Consider the following 25,879-nt stretch of genomic DNA (forward strand, 5'->3'; position numbering starts at 1 on the left):
GTTAAACGGCAATAACCAGTGCAGACTTTCAACTTCAAGTGTTATCATTTCCTGTCTGGTGCAAAAATGTGTTACAATGCAATACATAATTGTTACGAGTTCCCATGCGAGGCCCGGCGCCGGGTGCCTCGTATGTTGACTTTTTTTCAGCGGCGCCTGATGTTGGAAGCGCAGGCGGTATGTTGAATTGTTTCTGTCCGTTAGCTCAAGAATTGCGGCTTTATATATTGTTCAAAAGTTTTACGAGGGGTGAAGGCATGTTTAAGTTTAATGATGAAAAAGGGCAATTAAAATGTTCTTTCTGTGGTAAAACACAAGACCAAGTTCGTAAATTGGTTGCGGGCCCTGGTGTATATATATGTGACGAATGCATCGAGCTTTGCACTGAAATCGTTGAAGAAGAACTCGGCACTGAAGAGGAAGTTGAGTTCAAAGATGTTCCGAAGCCAAAAGAAATTCGCGACATTCTCGACGAATATGTCATCGGCCAGGATCAAGCGAAAAAGTCGCTGTCTGTAGCCGTTTATAACCACTATAAACGCATTAATTCAAACAGCAAAATTGATGATGTAGAGCTCTCCAAAAGCAATATCGCGATGATCGGTCCGACGGGAAGCGGTAAAACATTGCTTGCGCAAACATTGGCACGGATCCTTAATGTTCCATTTGCGATTGCAGATGCCACATCATTAACTGAAGCTGGTTATGTTGGTGAAGACGTCGAAAATATCCTCCTCAAGCTGATCCAGGCTGCCGACTATGATGTGGAAAAAGCCGAGAAGGGTATTATTTATATCGATGAAATTGATAAAATTGCCCGCAAATCGGAAAACCCGTCGATTACAAGGGATGTTTCCGGTGAGGGAGTGCAGCAGGCATTGCTGAAAATACTCGAAGGTACGGTAGCAAGCGTTCCGCCGCAAGGGGGCCGCAAGCATCCTCACCAGGAGTTTATCCAAATTGATACAACCAATATTTTATTTATTTGCGGCGGTGCTTTTGACGGTATCGAACCGATTATTAAACGCCGGCTTGGCCAAAAAGTAATCGGTTTTGGTTCCAATATAAAACAGCCTGAAGTCGAGCAAAAAGATCTTCTATCCAAGGTTCTTCCCGAGGATTTATTGCGCTTCGGCCTGATCCCGGAATTTATCGGGCGTCTGCCTGTGATCGCAAGCCTTGAACAGCTTGACGAAGATGCGCTAATTGAAATTCTTACAAAGCCAAAAAATGCGCTTGTCAAGCAGTATCAAAAGATGCTTGAGCTTGATGATGTCGAATTGGAATTTGAAGAAGGTGCTTTAAAAGAAATCGCGAAAAAAGCGATTGAAAGAAAAACGGGGGCACGCGGACTCCGCTCGATCATTGAAGGAATCATGCTTGATGTGATGTTTGACCTGCCGTCCCGTGATGATATTGAAAAATGTATCATCACCGCTGAAACAGTTACAGAAAACAGCCTGCCGAAGCTCATCCTGAGCGACGGTACTGTTGTTGAAAAAGAACGGAAAACTTCAGCATAACATATGAATCGAGGCCAAACCTTTAACCGGGTTTGGCTGTTTTTTTGCCAGTGTTTTTTCTTGTTATTCCTTGTTTATTCCAGATAGGTGAAGGAGATACTAGCTTTTAACGAGAATAACCAAGCAGGAGGGAACACTATGAGTTGGACGGGCATTGCCCTTTTTATACAGTTGTTTTTCGGTATCGTGATCGGCCTGTATTTTTGGAATTTATTGCGAAACCAGAGAACGCAAAAAGTATCAATCGACCGGGAATCGAGGAAGGAAATGGAGCAGCTTCGAAAAATGCGGGCCATTTCGCTGACCGAGCCTTTATCAGAAAGAGTCCGCCCTTCCACATTTGACGACATCGTCGGACAGGAGGATGGGATAAAAGCATTAAAAGCGGCGCTTTGCGGCCCCAATCCGCAGCATGTGATTATTTACGGTCCGCCCGGTGTTGGAAAAACAGCCGCAGCAAGGCTTGTCCTCGAAGAGGCAAAGAAAAACAGCAAGTCTCCGTTTAAACCGGCCTCGGTGTTTATTGAGCTTGACGCAACGACTGCCCGCTTCGATGAGAGGGGTATTGCTGATCCGCTGATTGGCTCAGTCCACGATCCGATCTACCAGGGAGCGGGTGCGATGGGGCAAGCAGGCATTCCCCAGCCCAAGCAGGGAGCCGTGACAAACGCTCATGGCGGAGTTTTATTTATAGACGAAATTGGAGAGCTTCATCCGATCCAAATGAACAAGCTCCTGAAAGTGCTCGAAGACCGCAAAGTATTCCTTGAGAGCGCCTACTATAATGAAGAAAATGTCCAAATTCCCACCCATATACACGATATTTTTAAAAATGGCTTTCCCGCTGATTTTCGGCTCGTCGGCGCGACCACCCGGACGCCAAACGAGATTGCTCCTGCGATTCGCTCCCGCTGCATGGAAGTATTTTTCAGGGAGTTAAATCAAGAGGAGATTTTGAAAATAGGAAAAAAAGCTGCAGACAAAGTTAAGCTCTCAATTACGGACACAGGTTTGGCGATTTTGTCCAGCTATGCCCGCAATGGCCGCGAAGCTGTCAACATGATCCAAACCGCAGCAGGCCTTGCAATTACAGAGGAAAGAACTTTTATAAAGGATGAAGATATTGAATGGGTCATTAATACAAGCCAGCTTAGCCCGAGAATGGAAAGGAAAATCGGTCCTGCCTCAACGATCGGTTTGGTGAACGGGCTTGCTGTTTACGGCCCCAACAGCGGTGCGCTGCTTGAAATTGAAGTGACGATTATTCCCGCTAAAGAAAAGGGCTCCATCAATATTACCGGGATTGTCGAAGAGGAAAGCATCGGCGACAGGGGTAAATCAATTCGCCGCAAGAGTATGGCTAAAGGTTCAATTGAAAACGTCATAACGGTGCTGCGATCAATGAATGTACCTGCTGACGAGTATGACATTCACGTGAATTTCCCGGGAGGTATACCGATAGATGGTCCATCCGCCGGAATCGCGATGGCAACAGGCATATATTCCGCCATCTATAAAATTCCGATCGACCATACGGTAGCGATGACGGGTGAAATAAGCATCCACGGGAATGTCAAACCAGTCGGCGGCGTTTACCCAAAAGTCATCGCCGCCAAAAAAGCAGGAGCGAAAACGGTCATTATTCCCGAAGAAAATATGCAGGCGCTTTTACACGAGATAGACGGGATCAGCATTGTAGCTGTCCGCCATCTTACTGAAGTTTTTAATCTTGCGCTTGTACATGAATATGCAAAAGATCGGGCAACTCCGGCATCGATCGACATTGCCAAAAAAGAAAGCATCTAACCGCTTTTTAAGCTTCGGTTTGCTTGAGGGAATATCGCAGATCGAAGTTTTTCTTTTAACGAATGAGGTAAAGGTATGAGTAGCAAACATATTTTTGTTATAAAACTGGATACTAAGAAAAGCGAATTTTGTAAATCAGTCCCTTTTAGTGCAGTGTGCCGGGCTGATAGCAATATTGCATTCACATCCTTCCCGTGCCTTGTTAATAGACACTGCTTCGTAAATGGGTTAGAATTGTACAAAGATTATCCTGAAATATTTTAAAAGGATAAAAAGATTTGCATTTGGAGGTGCAAGTTTATGGCGAAAAGGAAAGAGATCATCGTCCCCCTCCTGCCGCTTCGGGGTTTGCTGGTATATCCGACCATGGTCCTTCATTTGGATGTAGGCCGGGATAAATCGGTACAGGCACTCGAAAAAGCAATGGTAGATGACCATTTAATTTTTCTCACTACACAAAAAGATATATCGATAGATGAACCTGCGGAAGATGACCTTTTTCGAATGGGCACATTAACGAAAGTAAAGCAGATGCTAAAATTGCCCAACGGTACAATCCGGGTTTTAGTTGAAGGCTTAAATCGCGCTGAAATTATTTCCTTTAAGGATGAAGAGGATCATTTTACGGTTTCCCTAAAGGTATATGAAGATAGGGAAACAAAAGATGTGGAAGATCAGGCATTAATGAGAACGATGCTCGAATATTTTGAGCAATACATAAAAATGTCGAAAAAAATATCTGCAGAAACTTATTCTTCGGTCGCGGATATCGAGGAACCCGGCCGCATGGCAGATATTATCTCTTCCCACCTTCCGCTCAAGCTGAAGGAAAAGCAGGATATTCTTGAAACGATCGATGTGAAAGAACGGATTAACCGGGTAATCGAAATCATTCACAACGAAAAAGAAGTATTAAATTTAGAAAAGAAAATTGGCCAGCGTGTTAAAAAGTCAATGGAAAGAACGCAAAAGGAATATTATTTGCGCGAGCAAATGAAAGCGATCCAGAAAGAATTGGGAGATAAAGAGGGAAAAACCGGCGAAATAGCCGAGTTAACCGAGAAAATTGAACTGGCAGGCATGCCTGACCATGTGAAGGAGACAGCTTTTAAAGAACTGGACAGATATGAAAAGGTGCCTTCGAACTCTGCTGAAAGTGCAGTGATCCGCAATTATATCGAATGGCTTGTGTCTATTCCATGGTCGAAAGCGACGGAAGATGACCTGGACATTCATAAAGCAGAACGCATCTTAAATCAGGACCATTACGGTCTTGAGTCAGTAAAAGAGCGTGTGCTTGAATATTTGGCCGTCCAGAAGCTGACCCGCTCCTTAAAAGGGCCGATCCTATGTCTTGCCGGCCCTCCGGGTGTCGGTAAAACGAGCCTTGCCCGCTCAATTGCCAAATCATTAAACCGCAATTTTGTCCGCGTCTCTCTTGGCGGAGTCCGTGATGAGTCGGAGATTCGCGGCCATCGCCGCACATATGTCGGCGCAATGCCCGGCCGAATCATTCAGGGGATGAAAAAGTCGGGAACGATCAATCCGGTTTTCCTCCTCGATGAAATAGATAAAATGTCGAGCGATTTTCGCGGCGATCCGTCAGCGGCGATGCTTGAAGTTCTGGATCCTGAGCAAAACCATAATTTCAGCGACCACTATATTGAGGAACAATACGATTTATCAAAGGTAATGTTTATTGCCACCGCCAACAATTTGGCGACGATTCCCGGACCTTTGCGTGACCGGATGGAAATTATTACGATTGCAGGTTATACGGAGCTTGAAAAAATAAATATTGCCAAGAACCATCTTCTTCCGAAGCAACTAAAAGACCACGGTCTTTCAAAAGCACAGCTGCAAATGCGCGAGGACGCCATTCAAAAGGTCGTCCGCTACTATACGAGAGAAGCTGGAGTACGGGGACTTGAGCGCCAGCTCGCAACGATCTGCCGGAAAACGGCGAAGATCATTGTCTCGGGCGAAAAGAAACGTGTCGTCCTCACTGATAAAGGTGTGGAGGAATTTTTGGGCAAACCGAAGTTCCGCTATGGACAGGCTGAACTGGAAGATCAAGTCGGTGTGGCAACCGGCCTTGCCTACACGACCGTCGGCGGGGATACGCTGCAAATCGAGGTATCGCTTGCTCCAGGTAAAGGGAAGCTTGTGTTAACGGGAAAATTGGGTGATGTCATGAAGGAATCTGCCCAGGCTGCGTTCAGTTATATTCGTTCCAAAGCTGAAGAGCTCGGAATCGACAAAGACTTTCATGAAAAGTACGATATTCATATCCATGTGCCTGAAGGAGCGGTTCCGAAGGATGGCCCATCTGCAGGAATTACGATCGCGACCGCACTCGTTTCAGCACTGTCGGGAAGGCCGATTCGAAAAGAAGTCGGCATGACTGGTGAAATTACCTTAAGAGGGCGCGTCCTGCCGATTGGCGGGGTGAAAGAAAAAACGTTAAGTGCGCACCGTGCCGGCTTAACAAAAATTATTCTTCCGAAAGACAATGAAAAAGATATCGATGATATACCGGAGAGCGTACGTGAACAGTTGGATTTTGTGTTGGTTTCCCATGTTGATGAAGTGTTAAGCCATGCTTTATACAGCGGTGGAACAACATGAAAGTAGTCAGTTCGGAAATTGTCATCAGCGCCGTAAAGCCTGATCAATATCCGCCGGACGATTTGCCAGAGTTTGCCCTGGCCGGCCGCTCGAATGTAGGAAAATCATCGTTTATCAATAAAATGCTCAACCGAAAGGGTTTGGCGAGAATCTCGTCGAAGCCCGGGAAAACACAGACTTTAAACTTCTATTTAATTAATGACATACTTCATTTTGTTGACGTCCCCGGCTACGGCTACGCCAAAGTTTCCAAGCGGGAGCGTGAGGCATGGGGGAAAATGATCGAAACATACTTAACAACCAGGAAGCAGCTCAAAGCCGTTATCCTGATTGTTGACCTGCGCCATCCGCCAACCGAAGATGATATTATGATGTATAACTTTTTAAAGCATTACGATATCCCGTGCATTGTCATCGCGACAAAAGCGGATAAAATTTCAAAAAGCAAATGGCAAAAGCATTTGCGCGTGACAAAAGAAACACTTGATCTTGACGAAAATGACCATGTTGTGGTCTTTTCTTCGGAAACAGGGGAGGGCAAGGATAAAGCCTGGTCGATCATTTCGAGTTATATTTGAACAAAAAAGCCTGACGGTACTGAGCCGTCAGGCTTTGTTTGGTTTTTTAACATATTAGTGTTTCACCTATCCTATTTTTTCTTGAAAAATAACATATAGACACCGATCAGGACGAGAACGGCAGGCCAGAACCTCCAGGCAAGGGAGACGCTGTTTTCGAGCAATCCGAACCATCTCGCAATCTTGTCGTAAAACATTAACAGGGCGGCAAGCGCCAAAAATAAGAACCCTTGGAACAGCCCATTGCCGGCCTTTTGGTAGCGCAGCAAAAAGCCAAGCGCGATCACCAAAATAAACGTCCCGATATGATCCGGCCAGATTTCAAGGCGGTTAACGACATGAAAATGAAGGCCAAAGCCGACTAAAATAACACCGGGAAGAATCGCCTCATAATCTCTTGCTCCGTACCCTTGTCCCAAAAAGGCAATGCCGACGATCATCAGCAAGGTCGGCCACGTATAAAATTCCTGGAATAATGTAAACTGGGATTGCTGCAAGTAAAAATAGACGCCGAAGCCAATTAAAATAATTCCCGGGAAAATACGCTGATTTTTCATTCTTTTACCACTCCAGTAACGATTGCTTGAACATATAAGCTTTTTCTGATAATGTACAGAAGGAAGTATTTGTCGATTCATGACTTTAGTAGGATGAAATGAACCATAAGCAAGCATGAATAGCTTATTCCGCTTTTCTATGTTACCATACTTATTTCGTTTTCTGTTCACATTTTTAGCAGGAACATCGAAACTGGACATGTTATAATAATATTAGTTTTCTATGCAATTTTGTTTAGTTTAGGGGGTGGAAATAAAACATGCATATTTTAGTTGTCGGTCTTAACTATAAAACGGCCCCTGTCGAAATTCGGGAGCGATTAACGTTTAACCAGCCGGACCTCGGTGAGGCGATGAAATCCCTAAAAGAGAAAAAGAGCATTCTCGAAAACGTGATTGTTTCCACCTGCAATCGTACTGAAATATATGCAGTTGTCGACCAGCTACATACTGGCCGCTATTATATAAAAGAATTTTTGTCGGAGTGGTTTGGAATCGAACAAAGTGAATTTTCACCGTTCTTGTTTATTTATGAACAAGATGGGGCGGTTGAGCATTTGTTCAAGGTTTCATGCGGCTTGGACTCAATGATTCTTGGCGAGACACAAATACTGGGACAGGTGCGTTCCAGCTTTCTGCTCGCGCAGGAAGAAAACACGATTGGAACGGTGTTTAACCAGCTTTTCAAACAATCTGTGACTGTGGCCAAACGCGGCCACGCTGAAACCGATATTGGTGCAAATGCTGTTTCAGTCAGCTATGCAGCCGTGGAGCTTGCCAGGAAGATTTTCGGCTCTCTTGAGAATAAGCATGTTCTTGTGCTCGGTGCAGGAAAAATGGGCGAACTCGCCATTCAGAATCTGCATGCTAACGGTGCCAGTAAAGTAACGGTTATTAACCGGACCTTTGAAAAGGCCGCAAATCTGGCCAACCGCTTTTCCGGCCAGGCAAAAACGCTCCAGGAGTTGCAATGCGCCCTCATCGAAGCGGATATTTTAATCAGTTCAACCGGGGCAAATGGCTTTGTCGTCACAAAAGAGCAAATGCTCCAGGTTCAAAAAATGCGCAAAGGCAAGCCATTATTCATGGTGGATATTGCTGTTCCGCGCGATTTGGATCCGGGTCTTGCCGGGTTGGAAGATGTTTTCCTTTACGATATTGACGATCTTGAAGGAATTGTTGAATCCAACTTAAAAGAGCGCCAGAAGGCAGCGGAAAAGATCATGCTGATGATTGAGGCGGAAATCGTTGAATTCAAGCAGTGGCTGAAGATGCTTGGAGTCGTTCCCGTTATTTCGGCGCTTCGCGAAAAAGCGCTCGCGATCCAGGCTGAAACGATGCAGAGCCTCGAAAGAAAGCTTCCGGATTTGTCAGAACGGGACATAAAGGTACTGAATAAGCATACGAAGAGCATTATCAACCAGCTTTTAAAGGATCCTATTTTGCAGGCGAAGGAACTGGCCTCGCAGCCTGATGCCGATCAGGCACTTGACTTATTTATTAAGATTTTTAACATTGAACAGCTTGTTGCCGGGCAGCAAGAAATGAAAGCGGCCGATAAAGAAAAGGTTAACGTTCATTCAACGGAGGCTTCCTTTCAATCATAAGAGAGGGTGCTGATTATGTTTGACATCTATATGACTCGGCTGCACGAACTGACGATTGTTCTGTATGCCTTAAGCGTGCTTTTATATTTTATTGATTTTCTTCACCATAACCGGAAGGCAAATAAAGCAGCCTTCTGGTTACTTGCATTTGTATGGGTTTTGCAAACTTCATTTCTGTTTTTATATATGCTGAAAACGGGCCGGTTCCCGGTTCTGACGATTTTCGAAGGCCTTTATTTTTATGCATGGGTGCTGATCACTTTGTCATTGGCGATTAACCGCTTGTTGCGCGTTGATTTTATCGTTTTTTTCGCCAATATATTGGGGTTTATTATTATGGCGATTCATACATTCATGCCGATCCAATATGAATCAGAAATAATTGCCCGGCAGCTCGTATCAGAACTGCTGTTAATCCACATTACGATGGCGATTTTGTCATACGGGGCGTTTTCTCTTTCGTTTGTATTCTCGCTTCTGTATTTGATTCAATACGATTTGCTGAAGCGGAAAAAATGGGGCAAACGCTTGATGCGGATTGCCGATTTATCAAGATTGGAGCATATGTCATACGTATTGAACGTCATTGGCGTACCGATGCTGATACTGGGGCTTATTCTTGGCGTGCAGTGGGCCTATATTAAAGTACCTGATATGCATTGGTTTGACGCCAAGGTAATTGGCTCATTCGTTGTCCTGGCCGCTTACAGCATCTACCTGTACCAGCGCGTCGCAAAAGGGAAGTTTGGCAAATCGCTCGCGCTCTGGAACGTCGCATCATTTTTAATCGTCTTAATTAACTTTTTCCTGTTCGGGCAATTATCTTCTTTTCATTTTTGGAATACGTGATTTTTAGGAGGCAGTCATGAGAAAAATTATAGTCGGTTCAAGACGGAGCAAGCTCGCGTTAACACAAACGAATTGGGTGATTGATCAATTAAAGCAGATTGATCCCGCGTTCGATTTTGAAGTGAAGGAAATCGTCACAAAGGGTGACCGGATTTTGGATGTCACGCTTTCCAAAGTAGGCGGGAAAGGCCTTTTCGTCAAGGAGATCGAGCAGGCGATGATCGACGGGGACATTGATATGGCTGTGCATAGCATGAAAGATATGCCGGCTGTCCTTCCTGACGGCCTTACAATCGGCTGTATTCCGGAACGTGAAGACGCACGGGATGTGTTGATCTCAAAAAGCCGCCTGCCCCTCGCCGAATTGAGGCCGGGGGCGGTAATCGGGACGAGCAGCCTGCGCAGAAGCGCACAGCTCCTCGCAGCGCGGCCCGACCTTGAGATTAAATGGATTCGCGGCAATATCGATACGCGGCTTGGCAAGCTGGATACGGAAGAATATGATGCGATTATTTTGGCTGCTGCCGGTTTGGCAAGAATGGGCTGGGCAACAGATGCAGTCACCGAGTTTTTGGATCCCGCACTTTGCGTTCCGGCTGTCGGCCAGGGTGCGCTTGCCATTGAATGCCGGGAGTCGGATTCAGAACTTCGTGCCCTGTTTGATAAGTTTACCAGTCCGGAAACGGCCAGAACGGTTCGCGCTGAACGGGCTTTTCTCGATAAGATGGAGGGCGGCTGCCAGGTGCCGATTGCCGGCTATGCCACAGCCGCCGAAGACGGTGCCATTGTTTTAACGGCGCTTGTCGCATCACCTGATGGCAAAACGATTTATAAAGAACAGGTGAAGGGACAGGACCCAGAAACGCTCGGGGTATTGGCTGCGGAAAAGCTGGTTGAACAAGGTGCAAAAGATTTAATCGACCGGGTGAAAAGGGAGCTTGACCAGCAATGAGTGCTCCCCTCCCGTTGCAAGGAAAAACCGTTTTAATCCCAAGATCGAAAAAACAGGCAAGTTCATTTTCGGATCTTGTCAGAAGGTATGGAGGGATTCCGGTGGAAATCCCTCTTATTGAGTTTAAGGCTGTTGAAAAATCCGGACAACTAGTAAAAGCATTTGAAAACTTGCATACTTATCATTGGATTATTTTTACAAGCAGCATTACGGTCGAGACATTTTTTTCTTTTTTGCCGGATTTACAAAGCGAATCCTTCCCCAAAATTGCGGTGATTGGCGAAAAAACGAGGCAGAAGCTTCTTGAAAAGGGACTCAAAGCCGCGTTTACTCCGGGCGAGTATGTAGCGGAAGCTTTTGTAAAAGAGTTTTTGCCATTGCTGGAAGGCGGCGGGAAGATTTTGCTGCCGAAGGGGAATCTTGCCCGCGAGTACATTGCGGCATCGCTGCGGGAAGCAGGGGCGGTTGTCGATGAGCTGATCATCTATGAAACGTTTTTACCTCCGGCAAGCCGCAGCCTGCTAACCGAGATGATCAAAGGGAAGCGACTTGATGTTTTGACTTTTACGAGTCCTTCGATCGTTGACCACTTTTTTGAAACGGCAGAAGTTGAAGGCCTGAAGGAGAGTGTGAAGGATTGCCTGGTTGCCTGTATCGGACCGGTGACAAAGGCAAGGGCCGAGTTTTATGGCCTCACCGTAAATGTAATGCCTGACACCTATACGGTTCAGGAAATGGTAAACAATTTGGCTGCATATTTAAGATCAGGAGGTTAATAATCATGAATCTGCAATTTAACCGTCATCGCCGCTTGCGCCAAACAGCTGCGATGCGCGAACTCGTCCGCGAAAACTTTTTGCGTTTGGAAGATTTGATTTACCCGCTTTTTATCATAGAAGGAAACAATATAAAAAAAGAAATTTCTTCAATGCCAGGTGTGTTTAATTTGTCTTTGGACAGGCTCGAAGAAGAAATGAAAGAAATCGTTTCACTCGGCATTAAATCTGTGCTCTTGTTTGGAATTCCGGCTGAAAAAGATGAGTGCGGGCAGGGAGCCTATCACGACCATGGAATTGTCCAGGAAGCAACCCGCTTAATTAAAAAAAGTTTCCCTAATATCGTTATTGTTGCTGACACGTGTTTATGCGAATACACGAGCCATGGCCATTGCGGAGTGATTGAGAACGGAAAGGTTTTAAACGATCCATCCCTTGAGCTGCTTGTGCAAACCGCAGTCAGCCAGGCAAAGGCCGGCGCTGACATCATTGCCCCGTCCAATATGATGGACGGCTTTGTTGCTGCGATACGGGCAGGGCTCGATGAAGCAGGGTTTATAGATGTGCCGATCATGTCTTACGCCGTAAAATATGCGTCCGCTTTCTATGGCCCGTTCCGTGAGGCTGCCGAAAGCACTCCGCAGTTCGGTGACAGGAAATCCTACCAGATGGATCCGGCCAACAGGCTTGAAGCTTTAAGGGAAGCGGAATCCGATTTAATCGAGGGTGCCGACTTTCTGATCGTCAAGCCTGGCATGCCGTATTTAGATATATTAAGGGACGTAAAAAACAATATTAATCTCCCAATGGTTATTTATAACGTCAGCGGAGAGTATTCAATGGTCAAAGCGGCTGCGCAAAATGGCTGGATCGATGAAAAAAATATTGTAATGGAAATGTTAACAGGCATGAAGCGTGCCGGAGCGGATCTGATCATCACGTATCACGCAAAGGATGCTGCACGCTGGCTTAAGGAGTAAACCACTTCCAACCTAATGAAAAGAGGGATAGCGATGCGTTCTTATCAAAAATCGGCTGCGGCTTTTGAAGAAGCCAGGAAGCTTATGCCGGGAGGAGTCAACAGCCCGGTCCGCGCATTTAAATCGGTGAATATGGATCCGATTTTTATGGCAGGCGGGAAAGGCTCGAAAATTTACGATATCGATGGCAATGAATATATCGACTATGTTCTGTCATGGGGGCCGTTAATTCTGGGCCATTCAAACGACCGGGTAATTGAATCGCTTAAAAAGGTTGCCGAGCATGGAACAAGCTTTGGCGCACCGACACTGATTGAAAATGAACTGGCAAAGCTCGTCATCGATCGTGTCCCGTCGATTGAAATGGTGCGCATGGTCTCCTCGGGCACGGAAGCAACGATGAGTGCATTGCGTTTAGCCCGCGGCTATACTGGTCGGAACAAGATTGTTAAATTCGAAGGCTGCTATCATGGCCATGGCGATTCATTGCTAATAAAGGCCGGTTCCGGTGTTGCAACCCTCGGGCTGCCTGACAGCCCAGGTGTTCCTGAAGGGGTTGCCCGGAACACGATTACGGTGCCTTATAATGATCTTGACAGCGTAACGGCGGCATTTAAGCAATTTGGCGAGGATATCGCAGGTGTGATCGTTGAGCCGGTTGCCGGCAATATGGGTGTAGTTCCGCCGCAGCCCGGCTTTCTAGAAGGGCTCCGTGAGCTTACAACACAATATGGTGCTTTACTAATTTTTGATGAAGTAATGACGGGCTTCCGCGTCAGCTATCATTGTGCCCAGGGTTACTACGGTGTCACACCTGACTTAACCTGTCTCGGGAAAGTGATCGGCGGGGGACTTCCGGTCGGGGCTTACGGCGGCAAGGTTGAAATTATGGAACGAATCGCGCCGAGCGGACCTATTTATCAGGCTGGAACTTTATCGGGAAACCCGCTGGCGATGACAGCAGGCCTTGAAACGTTAAGCCAGTTGACACCTGAATCTTATCAGGAGTTTGAACGGAAAGCGGACCAGCTTGAGGAAGGCTTGTCAGCAGCCGCCGAAAAGCGTGGCATCCCGCATACGATAAACCGGACCGGTTCGATGATTGGATTCTTTTTTACCAATGAGGAAGTCATCAATTATGAAAAAGCGAAAACGTCAAACCTGGACTATTTTGCAGCGTATTACCGGGAAATGGCGGAGCAGGGAATATTTTTACCGCCATCACAATTTGAAGGCCTTTTCTTGTCAACCGCCCATAGCGATGAAGATATAGCGAAGACAATCAGTGCTGCCGAACAGGCTTTTTCAAAGCTTAAGGGGTAATGTCAGCACAGTGGGCTAAATTGTGATGTTTTGGCAGGATGAACAACAGAATAAGAAAAACGAATCAAAACGCCTGGATTTGACAACAATCCAGGCGTTTTGATTTTCTCCGCCAGCTAAATCTTATCATAAAAAAAATGTTCGATTCATAATGTGATAGTGACATTGTTGATATTTCGAAGGAGGACGAAAGGAGGAATTGCTTTGTCTCAGGGGAATCAGTCGTTTTTGCGATTTTCTTTGGAAGAGTCGTTATGGTTCCAAAAAGGACAGGAAGTCGCCGAGCTTATTTCGGTTTCGCTCGACCCGAATATAACGATCCAGGAAAACGAACAATATGTGACGATTCGCGGCTCATTGGAATTGTCAGGAGAATATAAAAAGCATGAGGAAGCGGCGGCAGACAATGGCGATGAGATAACTGGAGCAAAATTTGTCCACGGGATCGAAGAGCGGGAGGAAGGCATTTGTGAATTTATACACCGTTTCCCGGTAGACATTACCATTCCCAATAACCGGATTCAAAGTGTGTTTGATATTGATATTCAAGTTGATTCGTTTGATTATTTATTCCCGGAAAGAAGCTGCATGAAACTGACAGCGGATTTAACCATATCCGGGCTGTACGGTGAGCAGCAAACAAGCCCTGTTGAGGAAGAAATCGATACGGAGTACGAAGTGCTGAGACCAGTGCCGTATCCTTTTTTCCCGCACGCTGACACGAAACAGAGTCAGCCAGTGTTTGCAGAGCAGGAATCGGGATTGTTACCTGAAGCTAAGCTGGAGCGGCCAGACGTGACGCAGCAGTCCGAACCGGGCCGGAAAAAACTTGAACCAGTCCGGGAGGCCAAAGCCGCTGAAGAGAAGCAGGAACCCGTCCTGCGGTTCGCGTCCGATCCGGCAGACGATGTAAAAACCGCCGCTGAAAAAGAAGAGGCAGATTTATATGAGCCTTTTGAGGCTGAAGCAAGAAAACAGCCGGAGACTGCTGCTGTTCAGGAAATGGAGCAGCCTGCGGCTGAAAAAACCGGGGAGAGCCCACAAGTCGAAAAAGCTCCGGAGATATCTTTTTCTGCCCAGCGGAGTGAATATACAGCCCCGTCAACAGAAGAACTTGCCGAATACAAGGAGACCGAAGAAGCTGGGGAGGCAAAGGAGCCGGAAAACGCCCAGGAAGCTCCGCCCAAACAGGAAGAACAGGCTGAAGCAACAGAGGAGGCAGAGGAGAACGAAACCCCGGAAGATAGCCAGGTGAAAAAGAAAAAGGGTTCAAAAAAGAAAAGTATGTCATTAACCGAGTTTTTCGCAAGAAAAGAAGAAGAAGAAGAGCTGACCAAGTTAAAGATATGTATCGTACAGCATGGTGATACGATCGACTCGCTTGCCGAGCGTTATGATGTATCGACCGGCACGCTCTTGCGGGTTAATCATTTAGAGGCAAATCAGGATATTTATGAAGGCCAGGTTTTATACATTCCCGCTGCAATGGCAGGAAAGCGTTAAAAACAGCAGGCGGCTTTGTTTGTCGGTACGCAATTTTAAAAGGTTGGAGCGGACGGTAAAAGGTTTTTGCCTCCGCTTTCCTTATGTATGTACCGTTCCCTTTGTGCTCGAGCTGTCATTCAAGGCTTGAGAGGTTTGAAAGAGAGTGATCATAATGAGCGATGATGACCGGCTGAAATCAATTTCGCCAATTTTAAAAAGCTACGCGGTCAAACCGTATTTCGTTGAAGATTTCGGCAGCATTCAAAAAGTTTATTCAGACAAAGGGACCTTTGCACTGAAGAAAATTTCCCTTTCGAACAGGACTGATTTTGTCAGGCATGTACATTTTTTGTACCAAAAAGGCTATAACCGGATTGTGCCGATATATCCTGCAACAGATGGCCGCTATGCCGTTTTGCATAAAAATGTGCTCTATTATTTAATGCCGTGGCTTCCGAACGAAGAAAGGGAAAATCAGTTCGAGAAGCACCAGCAGATGTTTCGGGAGCTGGCCAGAATGCATACATTATCTGTGAAGGACATCAAAATCACAAGCGAAGAGCGGAACGAACATTACGAAACGACTGTGCAGCTATGGGGAAAAGATAAAGAGTTTTTAGACGATTTTATTGACCAATGCGAGAAAAAACAGTATATGTCCCCGTTTGAGTTAATGTTTTGCCTGTATTATCATGAAATTAGCCAGGCTTTACGTTTTTCTGAGCGAAAGCTTGAAGAGTGGCATGAGAAAACAAAGGACAATGAAAAAGCAAGGATCGTTCTCATTCACGGTAAAGTTTCGATCGAACATTTTTTATTTGATAACCGTGGTTATGGCTATTTTATTAATTTTGAACAGTCCCGGCCCGGGTCGCCGGCGCATGATTTGCTGCCGTTTCTATCGCGCGCTTTAAAAACGCACCCGAGGCAATGCAATGATTGCATCGATTGGGTATACAGCTATTTTAAATACTTCCCTTTCAAAGAGGATGAAATGCTGCTTTTTTTGAGCTATCTTGCCTACCCTGGACAAATCATCCGGACAGCCGTACATTATTTTCAAAAAACAACGAGAAAACAAGAACGAAAGCTTGTGCAACAATTGCAGCGCCATTTTTGGCATTTGAAAAATACAGAATATGTCGTGATGCGAATCGATGAAATCGAGAGGCAAAAAAAGCAGGAAAAAGAAGGAGCCCAGGAAAACAATTCTTAAGGGCTCCATTTAGATTAAATCATAATGAAAAGCGATGGCCAATAAAATCAAAACAGCCAATAGCAGAACATCAAAGGTAGTTGGGATAAAGAACGTCCGAATTCCCTGAAAGACGGAAACCGGTATGATAAACTGCGCGCAAATATTTCTGAGGTTTCTTAGCCAGGGCGGTAAAGTATAAGGGCTGTACTTCCTTCTCAATCAATTTCACCCCTTTAATTTCACTCCATTTCTAATACCATTATTTTATGTAAACACCCATACTTGCGTGACATCCATTAAATTTTAGCCAAAGAGTATATCGGATAAAAAAGATGGTCAATAATATTGACGTAATTCCCCTTTTTTCGTACTATAACTAATATAAATCGCATAAAAAATAAGCAAAGACAGGGAAGAGTATGATCGATTGCAGCTTTAAGAGAGGAGAGCCATTCGCTGCGAGGCTCCCAGCTTGCACATCAGAAGGTCGCCCTTGAGCTTCTTCCGTGAACGAATCAAATTCAGTAGCGGCAGACGGAGCGAATCCGTTATTTCAGTGAGAGCCAATCAGTTTTTTGCTGTTTGGAAAAAAGGTGGTACCGCGAAAGTTACTCCATTCGTCCTTTTAAGGCGAATGGAGTTTTTTGTTTTCTTTGAAAAAATTGCACTTGCAGAAAGGATGAGATTGATGGATCAGGAATTAACGATGCCGACGAAATACGATCCAAAGTCGACTGAACAGGGCCGTTACGAATGGTGGCTTAAGGGTAAGTATTTCGAAGCAAAGGATGATGAGGCAAAACAGCCCTACACAATTGTTATACCCCCGCCAAATGTAACAGGGAAGCTGCATTTGGGCCATGCCTGGGATACGACGCTTCAAGATATATTAACGAGAATGAAACGAATGCAGGGCTATGATGTCCTCTGGCTGCCGGGGATGGACCACGCCGGTATTGCGACCCAGGCGAAAGTGGAGGAAAAGCTGCGAAACGAAGGAAAGAGCCGCTATGATTTAGGACGTGAGAAATTCGTCGCCGAGACGTGGCGCTGGAAAGAAGAGTATGCAGACCATATCCGCCAGCAATGGTCCAAGCTCGGTCTCGGGCTCGATTACAGCCGCGAGCGGTTCACATTGGATGAAGGCTTATCAAAAGCGGTTCGCGAAGTATTTGTATCTCTTTACAGGAAAGGCTTGATTTACCGGGGCGAATATATCATTAACTGGGACCCTTCGACGAAAACAGCCCTATCCGATATAGAGGTGATTTACAAAGATGTCCAAGGTGCGTTTTATCATATGAAATACCCGCTTGCTGACGGATCCGGGCATATCGAAATCGCGACAACCCGCCCGGAAACGATGCTCGGCGATACGGCTGTTGCGGTCCACCCGGAAGATGAGCGCTATCAGCACTTAATCGGGAAAACGGTGATTTTGCCGATTGTCGGCCGCGAGATTCCGATTGTCGGCGATGATTATGTCGATATGGAATTTGGTTCAGGTGCAGTGAAAATCACTCCTGCCCATGATCCGAATGACTTTGAAATCGGCAACCGCCATGGACTTGAACGGGTGCTTGTCATGAACGAGGATGGCACGATGAACGAACGAGCCGGCAAATATGAAGGGATGGACCGTTTTGAATGCCGGAAGCAAATCGTGAAGGACCTTCAGGAGCAGGGCGTTCTCTTTAAAATTGAAGAGCATTTGCATTCTGTCGGCCATTCAGAGCGGAGCGGCGCTGTTGTCGAGCCGTATCTGTCCACACAGTGGTTTGTTAAAATGCAGCCTCTTGCAGATGAAGCGATTGCCCTGCAAAACAAGAAGAACAAAGTTTATTTTGTTCCGGACCGATTTGAAAAAACATACCTGCACTGGATGGAAAACATCCGCGATTGGTGTATTTCACGCCAGCTCTGGTGGGGACACCGGATTCCGGCCTGGTACCATAAAGAAACAGGCGAAGTCCATGTTGACCATGAACCGCCTGCAGATATTGAAAATTGGGAACAGGATCAGGACGTCCTTGATACATGGTTCAGCTCGGCATTATGGCCGTTTTCGACGATGGGCTGGCCTGACGCGGATGCCGCCGATTTCAAGCGCTATTATCCAACTGCAGCATTAGTAACCGGCTATGATATTATTTTCTTCTGGGTGTCGCGGATGATTTTCCAGGCGCTTGAATTTACAGGCGAGCGGCCATTTAAAGATGTGCTGATCCACGGACTTGTACGCGATGCCGAGGGCCGGAAAATGAGTAAATCGCTCGGAAACGGTGTTGACCCGATGGATGTCATTGACCAGTACGGGGCCGATTCGCTCCGCTACTTCCTGGCAACGGGAAGCTCACCTGGCCAGGACTTGCGCTTCAGCATCGAGAAGGTTGAAGCGACCTGGAACTTTGCCAACAAAATCTGGAATGCTTCCCGCTTTGCATTAATGAACATGAACGGTCTTTCTGTTCAGGAAATTGATTTGGGCGGAGAAAAGTCGGTCGCGGATAAATGGATCCTGACAAGGTTAAATGAAACGATTGAAACGGTAACCCGCTTGTCTGACCGCTATGAATTTGGTGAAGTGGGACGGGTGCTTTACAACTTTATTTGGGATGATTTCTGTGATTGGTATATTGAAATGGCAAAGCTGCCATTGTATGGGGAAGACGAGGCAGCGAAGAAAACAACGCGCTCGATTCTCGCGTATGTACTGGATCAAACGATGCGCCTCCTCCATCCGTTTATGCCGTTTATTACAGAGGAAATTTGGCAAAACCTGCCGCACAGCGGTGAATCAATTACAACAGCCGAGTGGCCAAAGGCAAGGGAGGAATTCACTGACCAGCAGGCTGCCGCGGAAATGAAGCTGCTCGTTGAGATCATCCGCGCTGTCCGAAACATTCGCGCTGAGGTAAACACCCCAATGAGCAGAAAGGTTAAGATGATACTAAAGGCGAAAAACGAAGAAACTTTACAGGTTATCGAAAAAAACCGGGCCTATATTGAACGATTCTGCAATCCGGAAGAGCTGCTGGCGGGACTGGAGCCCGAAACACCTGACAAGGCGATGACAGCGGTTGTTTCCGGACTGGAAATCATTCTTCCGCTTGAAGGGCTCATCAATATTGACGAAGAAATCGCCCGACTTGAAAAAGAGCTCGCCAGACTGAACCAGGAAGTTGAACGGGTTCAAAAGAAGCTTGGCAATGAAGGATTCGTCAAAAAGGCTCCGCAAAAAGTAATTGACGAAGAACGCGCGAAAGAAAAAGATTATCTAGAAAAAAGGGAAGCAGTCCAATCCCGGATTAAAGAATTATCAGGAGAATAACTATTTCCGGAAAAATATAGAGCTGAAGGCGAATCCGCAGGAGGGTTCGTCTTTAAGCTTTTACTACAAGAGGTGCAAAAAATATGTTTCATACATATGACGAAGCGTTAACCTGGATCCACGGCCGCCTCAGGCTCGGCATCAAGCCGGGACTGAAAAGAATGGAGTGGATGATGGAGAAGCTGAAATATCCCGACAGAAGGCTGAAAACGATCCACATCGGCGGAACGAACGGGAAAGGTTCTACAGTCGCTTACCTTCGCTCCATTTTACAGGAAGCCGGCTTTCAAGTAGGCACGTTTACTTCCCCTTACTTTGAGCACTTTAATGAGCGGATCAGTGTCAATGGCGCGCCGATAAGCAACGAGGATTTGCTCGAGGCGGCCAATGCGATTTTTCCTTTAGCGGAAGAGCTCGAACATACCGGTATGGGCGGACCGACAGAGTTTGAAGTGATCACGGCAATGTCGATGTATTATTTTGCAAAAATCAACCGTGTGGATGTTGTCATTTATGAAGTCGGCCTCGGCGGAAGATTTGATTCGACAAATATCATCAACCCGCTGCTTTCCGTTATTACAAGCATCGGCCTCGACCATACAAGCATCCTTGGCGAAACGCATGAACAAATTGCCGCAGAAAAAGCGGGAATTATCAAAAAAGGAACAGCAGTCATTACCGCTGTAACCCAGGACGGACCGATCAAAGTAATCAAACAAGCTGCTAAGGAAATGAAAGCGCCGTTTTATCAGCTCGGATCCGAATTTGCGATCACCTCCCATACATCCATCGCAAAAGGGGAACTGTTTACGGTTCGTACATTGTTTAAGGATTTCGAGAATGTTGAGATTCACATGATCGGAAAGCATCAAACTGAAAACGCGGCACTGGCGATTATGGCTTCGCAAATTCTCAATCAGTTTTTTGCATTCGGAATCGAAGAATCCGCCGTCCGCGCCGGTTTGAAAAAGGCAAGCTGGCCGGGCCGCTTTGAAATCATTTCAGACAGCCCCTTGATCGTCATGGACGGGGCCCATAATGAAGAAGGAGTTGCCGCGCTTGCAAGAGAATTGAAAAGCCGCTATAGCAGCCGAAAAAAAATTGTCTTGTTTGCGGCCCTGAAAGATAAAAAGTTGGACAGAATGCTTGACCATATTGACAGCGCAGCTGACCGGACAGTTTTTACCGGCTTTGATTTTCCAAGGGCGGCAACTGCTGAAGAATTGTATAATCACAGCCTGTCTCCGAAAAGGGAAATCGCCAGTGATTGGCGAATATTTCTAGAAGAAACAATTCCTTCCCTGGAAGGAGGAGAGATGCTGGTGCTGACAGGATCTCTTTATTTTTTATCGGAAATAAAGCCATTTTTAAAAAAACTTATATAAAAAATGAGAAACAAGTATGATATAATATTCAAAATTTGATAAAATATTTATAAAAATGTGACTTTTTTCCTGAGTTAAATTGAGGGGGGATAAACAATGGTATTAACACTGACGCAAAAACGGACAATTTGGCTATGCTGGTTGTTTATTGTTCCCTTTGGCATCTGGTTAACGTATCAATTTTATCCTCCGCGCTTTTCAGGGCATCAATGGGAACTGGCGGGATTTTTACTGTTAACGGCGGCTGTTGCGGCCATGCCAATGATTATCAACAATACGCCGGTCTTCTTGATTCAATGGGTATCGCTTGCTGTCTTTTTAACGTTCGGATTGTTTGCAGAAATGGTGATGATGCAGGCCGCAGTCGTCGTTTTACTGATTCGGATCCGGATCAGGAAGGACGAGCTGTTCCGCCTGCCGCTGAATTCACTGATGTTTTTCCTCGTCTCTTTCTTAGCCGGCCTGATTTACTACGGAATTGGCGGCTCGCAAGGCATAGACCTTGTCAACGAGCCGAAGTCGCTGCTTTTGACCGTCATTTATGCGGGCAGTTATTTTACCTTGAACCAGGTCGTGTTAACGTTTATTTTGTTTTTGCTTTATGGCCGGAAGCATTCGTTCTTCGGAAAGGACTTCATCTGGGAAGCGGTCACTTCCTTAATCACTTTTCCGATTGGCCTGCTCCTTTATATTCTCTACCAGCAGGTCGGTATGCTTTCATTGCTGTTTGTCGGCGTTCCTTTTGCCAGCTTATCGATCATTTTACATCTCTATTATTCAAGTGAAAAAATAAATGATTACTTGCAAAAAGCGACCGAGATCGGCCATCAGCTTGCCGAACAGCTCCATGTCGAAGAAGTGCTCGATTTGTTCATCCAGAGACTGACAGGGATGCTGCCCGTCGATTATGCTTATATTCTTGAAGTAGTCGATGAAAACGAACTTCGGCTGTTACGAAGATTTGAAAATGGAATACTGGAATCAAAAAATGTGCGGCCTTTAAAGAAAGATGAAGGAATTAGCGGACATGTTTGGTCAACAAGAAAAACCGTGTTGTTCAACTCAAGAAAGGAGTGGGAAAAGTACACGCAAGGGTACTTGCCAGAGCACGCCGAGAGTATCCTGAGCGTTCCGATCGTCCGGAACAACAACGTAACCGGTATTTTAGTTCTTGCTTCGCGGCGAAAGCGGGCTTTTGAAAAATCACAGCTGATGATTACCGATATTTTATGCTCGCATCTTGCGATTGCTGTGGAAAACGCCAAGCACTTTGAAGAAACAAAGGCTCAGAGTGAGCGCTGTGCCCTTACGAAGCTATATAACTACCGATATTTTGACGGGCTGCTCCGGAGCGAATTTGAAAAGCTGCATGAGTTTAAACGGAGTATCCTCTCATTGATCATTCTCGATATTGATCATTTCAAAATGGTCAATGATACATACGGACACCAGAGCGGAAATGAAATTTTAATTGAGCTTGCCGCAAGGTTAACTAGTTTAGTAGGGGAGCAAGGCACTGTTGCCCGGTACGGTGGTGAGGAATTTGTCATTTTATTGCCGGACAAAGAAAAAGAAGAAGTTCTTGAACTTGCTGAACTGGTCAGGCAAATGATTGCCAATCGGCCGTTTATTGTAAAGCAGAATATTGACAGCGACCGCAAAAAAATGATGGTGAGAATCACTGTTTCAATTGGCGTTGCCACCGCGCCTCAGGAAGCGGAAGATCCCCTTTCCCTCATCCGCCATGCCGACAGGGCTTTATACGTCGGAGCGAAAAGAGCCGGCCGCAACCGCGTCGCCGAATATGTGAAATAAAAACTTTGTGGAGAACGCCATAGCTGCCCGGGCTGTGGTGTTTTTTTGTTTTTAAAAAAGGCAGCAATAACTGCGAATCTGTTACCGTTTAAATACAGAAAATTTTACAAAAAGCATCAGATTTTTCATTGGCACAGATAGGTAAATTGGTATAATAATAGAAAAGAGTGATTAGGAAAAAAGACGGAATTGGAAGAGGCGAATGAAATGAGCAATGCTAAAATTTTCACGATTCTTATGGCAATGATCTTAATATTTATTTTAAATCTTCCAAACCATGCATCCGCAAACGTGGAAAACGGTCCTTCTATCGACTATCAGGTTACTCCTTCACAGGCTGAAATTGTCAAACCGCAAACAGGCAATGCAAACGGCAGCCTGAATATGCATTTAATCCCTAAAGGCAGCACAACAAACGCGAACCGGGAGCCGATTGATGTCGTGTTTATTTTTGATAAATCCGGTTCAATGAATGAAGCCGGGCGCAATCCCGCCAAGTTCCAAAGTGCAAAAAATGCAATGGATGAAGCAGTCCGCTTTTTTAAAGAACAAGCGGGGCCGAATGACCGTTTTGCCTTTATTCCTTTCAGCAGCGCCGTTGAATTGGGGAAAATGGTTTATTTTTCTCCAAATCATCCGCGTGAAAGCTTGGACCTTATCAATGAAACGGCGCAAAGCTTAACGGCAGTTGGCGGAACGAACTACACCCAGTCGTTTGAAAGTGCCATGGATATGTTCGGCGGCGGCAGTAACAATAAGTACATCATTTTTATGACAGACGGGGAACCGACTGTTTCGAGTTCGCGGGAAACGGTGACCTATAATGAAAAAAAGTGTTACTTTTTTGACTGGTTTTGCCGGGAAACTGATAACAAGATTACCGGGGAAGTAACTGTAAACTATGAACTGTACGGCCTGAAACCTTATACCGGGTATCGAGCTTTTTTTGAAGCGAAAGGAATTGAGTATGATTTGCGGCCGGGAAAGGATAAAGCTGTCAACGCGATAAGAAGGCATGCTCTCAATGCGGCGCAAAACCTGGCGAAACAAAATATTAAACTTTTTTCAATCGGTTTTGGAAATCAAACAGAAGTGGATATCGGCTATTTGCGCGAGCTTTCGGCAATTACAGGAGTGACAGCAAGACAAGCTTCGCAGGAAACAATCGCATCTGTATTCCGGGATATCTCGGCGGATATTGACTCTCCTTCAATCAGCGGCGAGGTGCTTGTTGATATTGGCAAGTTTGCCGGAAAAGTCATCGTCCCGGAAGGTTCCAATGCCCGCGTCGAAGGAAATTTGGCAAGCTTAAAATTCAATTTTAATTACCCGGTCAACCAGGGCACTCCCCAGCCGCTCGACCTATCATTGCCGCTGGACTTTTCCGAAACCGGCACATATACGTTTGATAACATAAAACTTAAATATACCAATCTTTCAGGGGAAGTAATTGTCGTCCCGCATCCTGCAGTTACGTTGGAAGTCAAAGCGGATGCACCCCCTGGTTTCAAAGGCACGATGGACATAACCGGGGCGGTCAATTCTCCAGATCATCTAATCAAGGTAACAGGTTCGGCAGACAGAACGAACGAGTTTAAGGTTGAGTATTCTTTGGAGCCGAACGGTTTGGTCAACAGCACTGTTAGCGGATCGTTAAGCAATATCAAATTGATTCAGCCGCTCCCTGACGGCATTACATTGATTCCGTCAGAAGGAGTCGAGAACTTTATATTTGAGGGGAGACCGGCGGCACGAATCAGTGTTGCGGACAATATCCACTACAGCAGCGGCTCTTTTAGACCGGAGAAATTGATTGCCGCGTTGAATCTAAAGGCAGAGTGGGCTGTCAGCAATGTCAAAATGCCGCTTGCCCATCTGCAGTACACCGACAGCCGCTTTGGGGACCAGCAGACTACCATCACGGCCTCCAACCAGGTCATTAATATGAAGGTCAGGCTTCATGAATTCCCTGCCAATGCTTATGATGGTGATGCCGCGGGGATTATTACAAAGACAGATTTGTCGCAAAATGGGAGAAGGCTCGGCATAACCGAGTTTCCAAACGATTACGGATTAAAAAATAAACCTATCAAGGAAATGATTTTTAAACCCGGTTCAGCAAACAGGGTAGTTGAAATCACTTATTTCGATAACGAAAAAGTGAATATGTATTTGGCCCCGGACTATCGATTCACAGGAATCAATTCAGGCGAAACCTATGAAGACGGGATGGCCAGCAACGAAAATATCAATATGAATTTAGTCCATTTAGTAGCCGGCAAAGGAGCCAGGTATTATTACTCGATTGAAAATGTTAACGGGAATACAGACTGGACCGGGTTTTCACCTCAAGATACAATACCGGTTACAGCTTCTGGATTGAACAAGGTAAAAGTAAAAGCGGAGGGCGGCTTCGCGATACCAGGCTGCGAGGTGATCAAAACGATCACAATTCAAAAACAGATTGATTCGATGACTGTCGCACCAAATCCGATCGAAATTGAAACGGGAAAAACCATCGCCTTCACCGTCAATATTGGGCCTGCAGACGCATCCAATCAGCAGCTGGAAATGGAGATAGCGGATCGTTCAATAGCGGACTTTTCCGGGGATCACCATCTCTTTGGACGATTGGAAGGCCGGACCGTGTTGACGGTTCGCGCGAAGGACGGTTCCGGTATTGCTGTGACGGTGCCGATTATCGTGAAGGATCCGTATATTGCTCTTGAAGAGTTGAAGTTCAGGAAAGCGGTCTTTAAAATCGGCATAAATGAAAAAATCGCTGTAACCGATTTGCTTATTTTTAATCCGGAAAATGCGACCGGGAAAAGCATTGAGCTCGTAACATCCGAAATGGGCAATAAAGTGGCGGCGGTCCTTGAAAACGGGAGATGGTATTTAGTCGGGAAAGAGATCGGTTACTCAAATGTAACGGCGAGGGCAGAAGAACAGCGGACCGGCAAAAAGCCCCAGGCATCTGCATTATTTGAAGTGACGGTCGACGGCGACGGCGGAAATAGCGGATCGGAGGGAGCGGGCCGATGGTAGAAAAAGCTGGCTCAGGTGATGAGCCAGCTTTTTGCTGT

At 45.8% G+C, this 25,879-nt stretch carries 18 protein-coding genes and 1 other annotated feature; of the genes, 16 read left to right on the forward strand and 2 right to left on the reverse strand.

Annotation, left to right across the window (positions count from 1 at the left end; all coding sequences use genetic code 11):
• Nucleotides 1-257: 257 nt before the first annotated feature.
• The 4 genes from clpX to yihA all read left to right on the forward strand — a co-directional run bounded on the left by clpX (nt 258) and on the right by yihA (nt 6,535).
• Nucleotides 258-1,523, forward strand: a complete 1,266-nt coding sequence (gene clpX / locus CU633_RS20680) for an ATP-dependent protease ATP-binding subunit ClpX (protein ID WP_101662491.1) — start codon at nt 258-260, stop codon at nt 1,521-1,523.
• A 138-nt stretch (nt 1,524-1,661) separates the two neighbouring features.
• Complete coding sequence (gene lonB, locus CU633_RS20685) at nt 1,662-3,329, forward strand: ATP-dependent protease LonB (RefSeq protein ID WP_101662450.1); 1,668 nt, start codon at nt 1,662-1,664, stop codon at nt 3,327-3,329.
• 300 nt (nt 3,330-3,629) lie between these two features.
• Nucleotides 3,630-5,957: an endopeptidase La gene (gene lon, locus CU633_RS20690; RefSeq protein WP_101662451.1), complete on the forward strand. Its 2,328-nt coding sequence runs from the start codon at nt 3,630-3,632 to the stop codon at nt 5,955-5,957.
• On the forward strand, nt 5,954-6,535 hold the full coding sequence (gene yihA, locus CU633_RS20695; RefSeq protein ID WP_101662452.1) for a ribosome biogenesis GTP-binding protein YihA/YsxC: 582 nt from the start codon (nt 5,954-5,956) through the stop codon (nt 6,533-6,535). Before lon ends, yihA begins: the two co-directional genes overlap by 4 nt.
• A gap of 71 nt (nt 6,536-6,606) precedes the next feature.
• Here yihA and CU633_RS20700 read toward each other — a convergent pair whose 3' ends face one another.
• Nucleotides 6,607-7,092, reverse strand: coding sequence for a LiaI-LiaF-like domain-containing protein (locus tag CU633_RS20700; RefSeq protein ID WP_101662453.1), 486 nt, complete (start codon nt 7,090-7,092; stop codon nt 6,607-6,609).
• Nucleotides 7,093-7,352: 260 nt separating this feature from the next.
• On the opposite strand from CU633_RS20700, the gene hemA reads away from it, so the two are divergent.
• The 8 genes from hemA to ysxE all read left to right on the forward strand — a co-directional run bounded on the left by hemA (nt 7,353) and on the right by ysxE (nt 16,280).
• The gene (gene hemA, locus CU633_RS20705) at nt 7,353-8,699 is read left to right on the forward strand and encodes a glutamyl-tRNA reductase (RefSeq protein ID WP_101662454.1); all 1,347 of its coding nucleotides are present in this window, start codon (nt 7,353-7,355) and stop codon (nt 8,697-8,699) included.
• 15 nt (nt 8,700-8,714) lie between these two features.
• A complete protein-coding gene (locus CU633_RS20710) occupies nt 8,715-9,548 on the forward strand; it encodes a cytochrome C assembly family protein (protein WP_101662455.1) in 834 nt (277 codons plus the stop codon).
• 16 nt (nt 9,549-9,564) lie between these two features.
• A complete protein-coding gene (gene hemC / locus CU633_RS20715) occupies nt 9,565-10,500 on the forward strand; it encodes a hydroxymethylbilane synthase (protein WP_101662456.1) in 936 nt (311 codons plus the stop codon).
• Complete coding sequence (locus CU633_RS20720) at nt 10,497-11,276, forward strand: uroporphyrinogen-III synthase (protein ID WP_101662457.1); 780 nt, start codon at nt 10,497-10,499, stop codon at nt 11,274-11,276. Before hemC ends, CU633_RS20720 begins: the two co-directional genes overlap by 4 nt.
• A 5-nt stretch (nt 11,277-11,281) precedes the next feature.
• A complete protein-coding gene (hemB, locus tag CU633_RS20725) occupies nt 11,282-12,256 on the forward strand; it encodes a porphobilinogen synthase (protein WP_101662458.1) in 975 nt (324 codons plus the stop codon).
• A 33-nt stretch (nt 12,257-12,289) separates the two neighbouring features.
• Nucleotides 12,290-13,579 carry a glutamate-1-semialdehyde 2,1-aminomutase gene (gene hemL / locus CU633_RS20730; RefSeq protein ID WP_101662459.1) on the forward strand — a complete coding sequence of 430 codons (1,290 nt, stop codon included), beginning with the start codon at nt 12,290-12,292 and terminating at the stop codon, nt 13,577-13,579.
• A 204-nt stretch (nt 13,580-13,783) separates the two neighbouring features.
• A complete protein-coding gene (gene spoVID / locus CU633_RS20735; RefSeq protein ID WP_101662460.1) occupies nt 13,784-15,082 on the forward strand; it encodes a stage VI sporulation protein D in 1,299 nt (432 codons plus the stop codon).
• A gap of 154 nt (nt 15,083-15,236) precedes the next feature.
• Nucleotides 15,237-16,280, forward strand: a complete 1,044-nt coding sequence (gene ysxE / locus CU633_RS20740; protein WP_101662461.1) for a spore coat protein YsxE — start codon at nt 15,237-15,239, stop codon at nt 16,278-16,280.
• Nucleotides 16,281-16,289: 9 nt separating this feature from the next.
• Here ysxE and CU633_RS20745 read toward each other — a convergent pair whose 3' ends face one another.
• A complete protein-coding gene (locus CU633_RS20745) occupies nt 16,290-16,481 on the reverse strand; it encodes a hypothetical protein (RefSeq protein WP_101662462.1) in 192 nt (63 codons plus the stop codon).
• A gap of 176 nt (nt 16,482-16,657) precedes the next feature.
• Nucleotides 16,658-16,890: a binding site (T-box leader), on the forward strand.
• Between the two features lie 60 nt (nt 16,891-16,950).
• On the opposite strand from CU633_RS20745, the gene CU633_RS20750 reads away from it, so the two are divergent.
• From CU633_RS20750 to CU633_RS20765, 4 genes are all read left to right on the forward strand, one after another.
• A complete protein-coding gene (locus CU633_RS20750; protein ID WP_374703396.1) occupies nt 16,951-19,593 on the forward strand; it encodes a valine--tRNA ligase in 2,643 nt (880 codons plus the stop codon).
• An 83-nt stretch (nt 19,594-19,676) separates the two neighbouring features.
• A complete protein-coding gene (locus CU633_RS20755) occupies nt 19,677-20,978 on the forward strand; it encodes a bifunctional folylpolyglutamate synthase/dihydrofolate synthase (protein ID WP_101662463.1) in 1,302 nt (433 codons plus the stop codon).
• Nucleotides 20,979-21,074: 96 nt separating this feature from the next.
• The gene (locus CU633_RS20760; RefSeq protein ID WP_101662464.1) at nt 21,075-22,793 is read left to right on the forward strand and encodes a sensor domain-containing diguanylate cyclase; all 1,719 of its coding nucleotides are present in this window, start codon (nt 21,075-21,077) and stop codon (nt 22,791-22,793) included.
• A 207-nt stretch (nt 22,794-23,000) separates the two neighbouring features.
• The gene (locus tag CU633_RS20765; RefSeq protein WP_101662465.1) at nt 23,001-25,841 is read left to right on the forward strand and encodes a VWA domain-containing protein; all 2,841 of its coding nucleotides are present in this window, start codon (nt 23,001-23,003) and stop codon (nt 25,839-25,841) included.
• The last annotated feature ends 38 nt before the right edge of the window (nt 25,842-25,879 follow it).

It is taken from the genome of Bacillus sp. V3-13 (assembly GCF_002860165.1).
Lineage (GTDB): Bacteria > Bacillota > Bacilli > Bacillales > Cytobacillaceae > Bacillus_BJ.

Bases quoted from the DNA above. Each gene is read 5' to 3' on its own strand.
- CU633_RS20700 (WP_101662453.1), bottom strand. From the start codon at position 7,092: ATGAAAAATCAGCGTATTTTCCCGGGAATTATTTTAATTGGCTTCGGC.
- CU633_RS20720 (WP_101662457.1), top strand. From the start codon at position 10,497: ATGAGTGCTCCCCTCCCGTTGCAAGGAAAAACCGTTTTAATCCCAAGA.
- hemL (WP_101662459.1), top strand. From the start codon at position 12,290: ATGCGTTCTTATCAAAAATCGGCTGCGGCTTTTGAAGAAGCCAGGAAG.
- yihA (WP_101662452.1), top strand. From the start codon at position 5,954: ATGAAAGTAGTCAGTTCGGAAATTGTCATCAGCGCCGTAAAGCCTGAT.
- hemA (WP_101662454.1), top strand. From the start codon at position 7,353: ATGCATATTTTAGTTGTCGGTCTTAACTATAAAACGGCCCCTGTCGAA.
- CU633_RS20760 (WP_101662464.1), top strand. From the start codon at position 21,075: ATGGTATTAACACTGACGCAAAAACGGACAATTTGGCTATGCTGGTTG.
- CU633_RS20765 (WP_101662465.1), top strand. From the start codon at position 23,001: ATGAGCAATGCTAAAATTTTCACGATTCTTATGGCAATGATCTTAATA.
- CU633_RS20755 (WP_101662463.1), top strand. From the start codon at position 19,677: ATGTTTCATACATATGACGAAGCGTTAACCTGGATCCACGGCCGCCTC.
- CU633_RS20750 (WP_374703396.1), top strand. From the start codon at position 16,951: ATGGATCAGGAATTAACGATGCCGACGAAATACGATCCAAAGTCGACT.
- hemB (WP_101662458.1), top strand. From the start codon at position 11,282: ATGAATCTGCAATTTAACCGTCATCGCCGCTTGCGCCAAACAGCTGCG.
- clpX (WP_101662491.1), top strand. From the start codon at position 258: ATGTTTAAGTTTAATGATGAAAAAGGGCAATTAAAATGTTCTTTCTGT.
- lonB (WP_101662450.1), top strand. From the start codon at position 1,662: ATGAGTTGGACGGGCATTGCCCTTTTTATACAGTTGTTTTTCGGTATC.
- ysxE (WP_101662461.1), top strand. From the start codon at position 15,237: ATGAGCGATGATGACCGGCTGAAATCAATTTCGCCAATTTTAAAAAGC.
- hemC (WP_101662456.1), top strand. From the start codon at position 9,565: ATGAGAAAAATTATAGTCGGTTCAAGACGGAGCAAGCTCGCGTTAACA.
- lon (WP_101662451.1), top strand. From the start codon at position 3,630: ATGGCGAAAAGGAAAGAGATCATCGTCCCCCTCCTGCCGCTTCGGGGT.
- CU633_RS20710 (WP_101662455.1), top strand. From the start codon at position 8,715: ATGTTTGACATCTATATGACTCGGCTGCACGAACTGACGATTGTTCTG.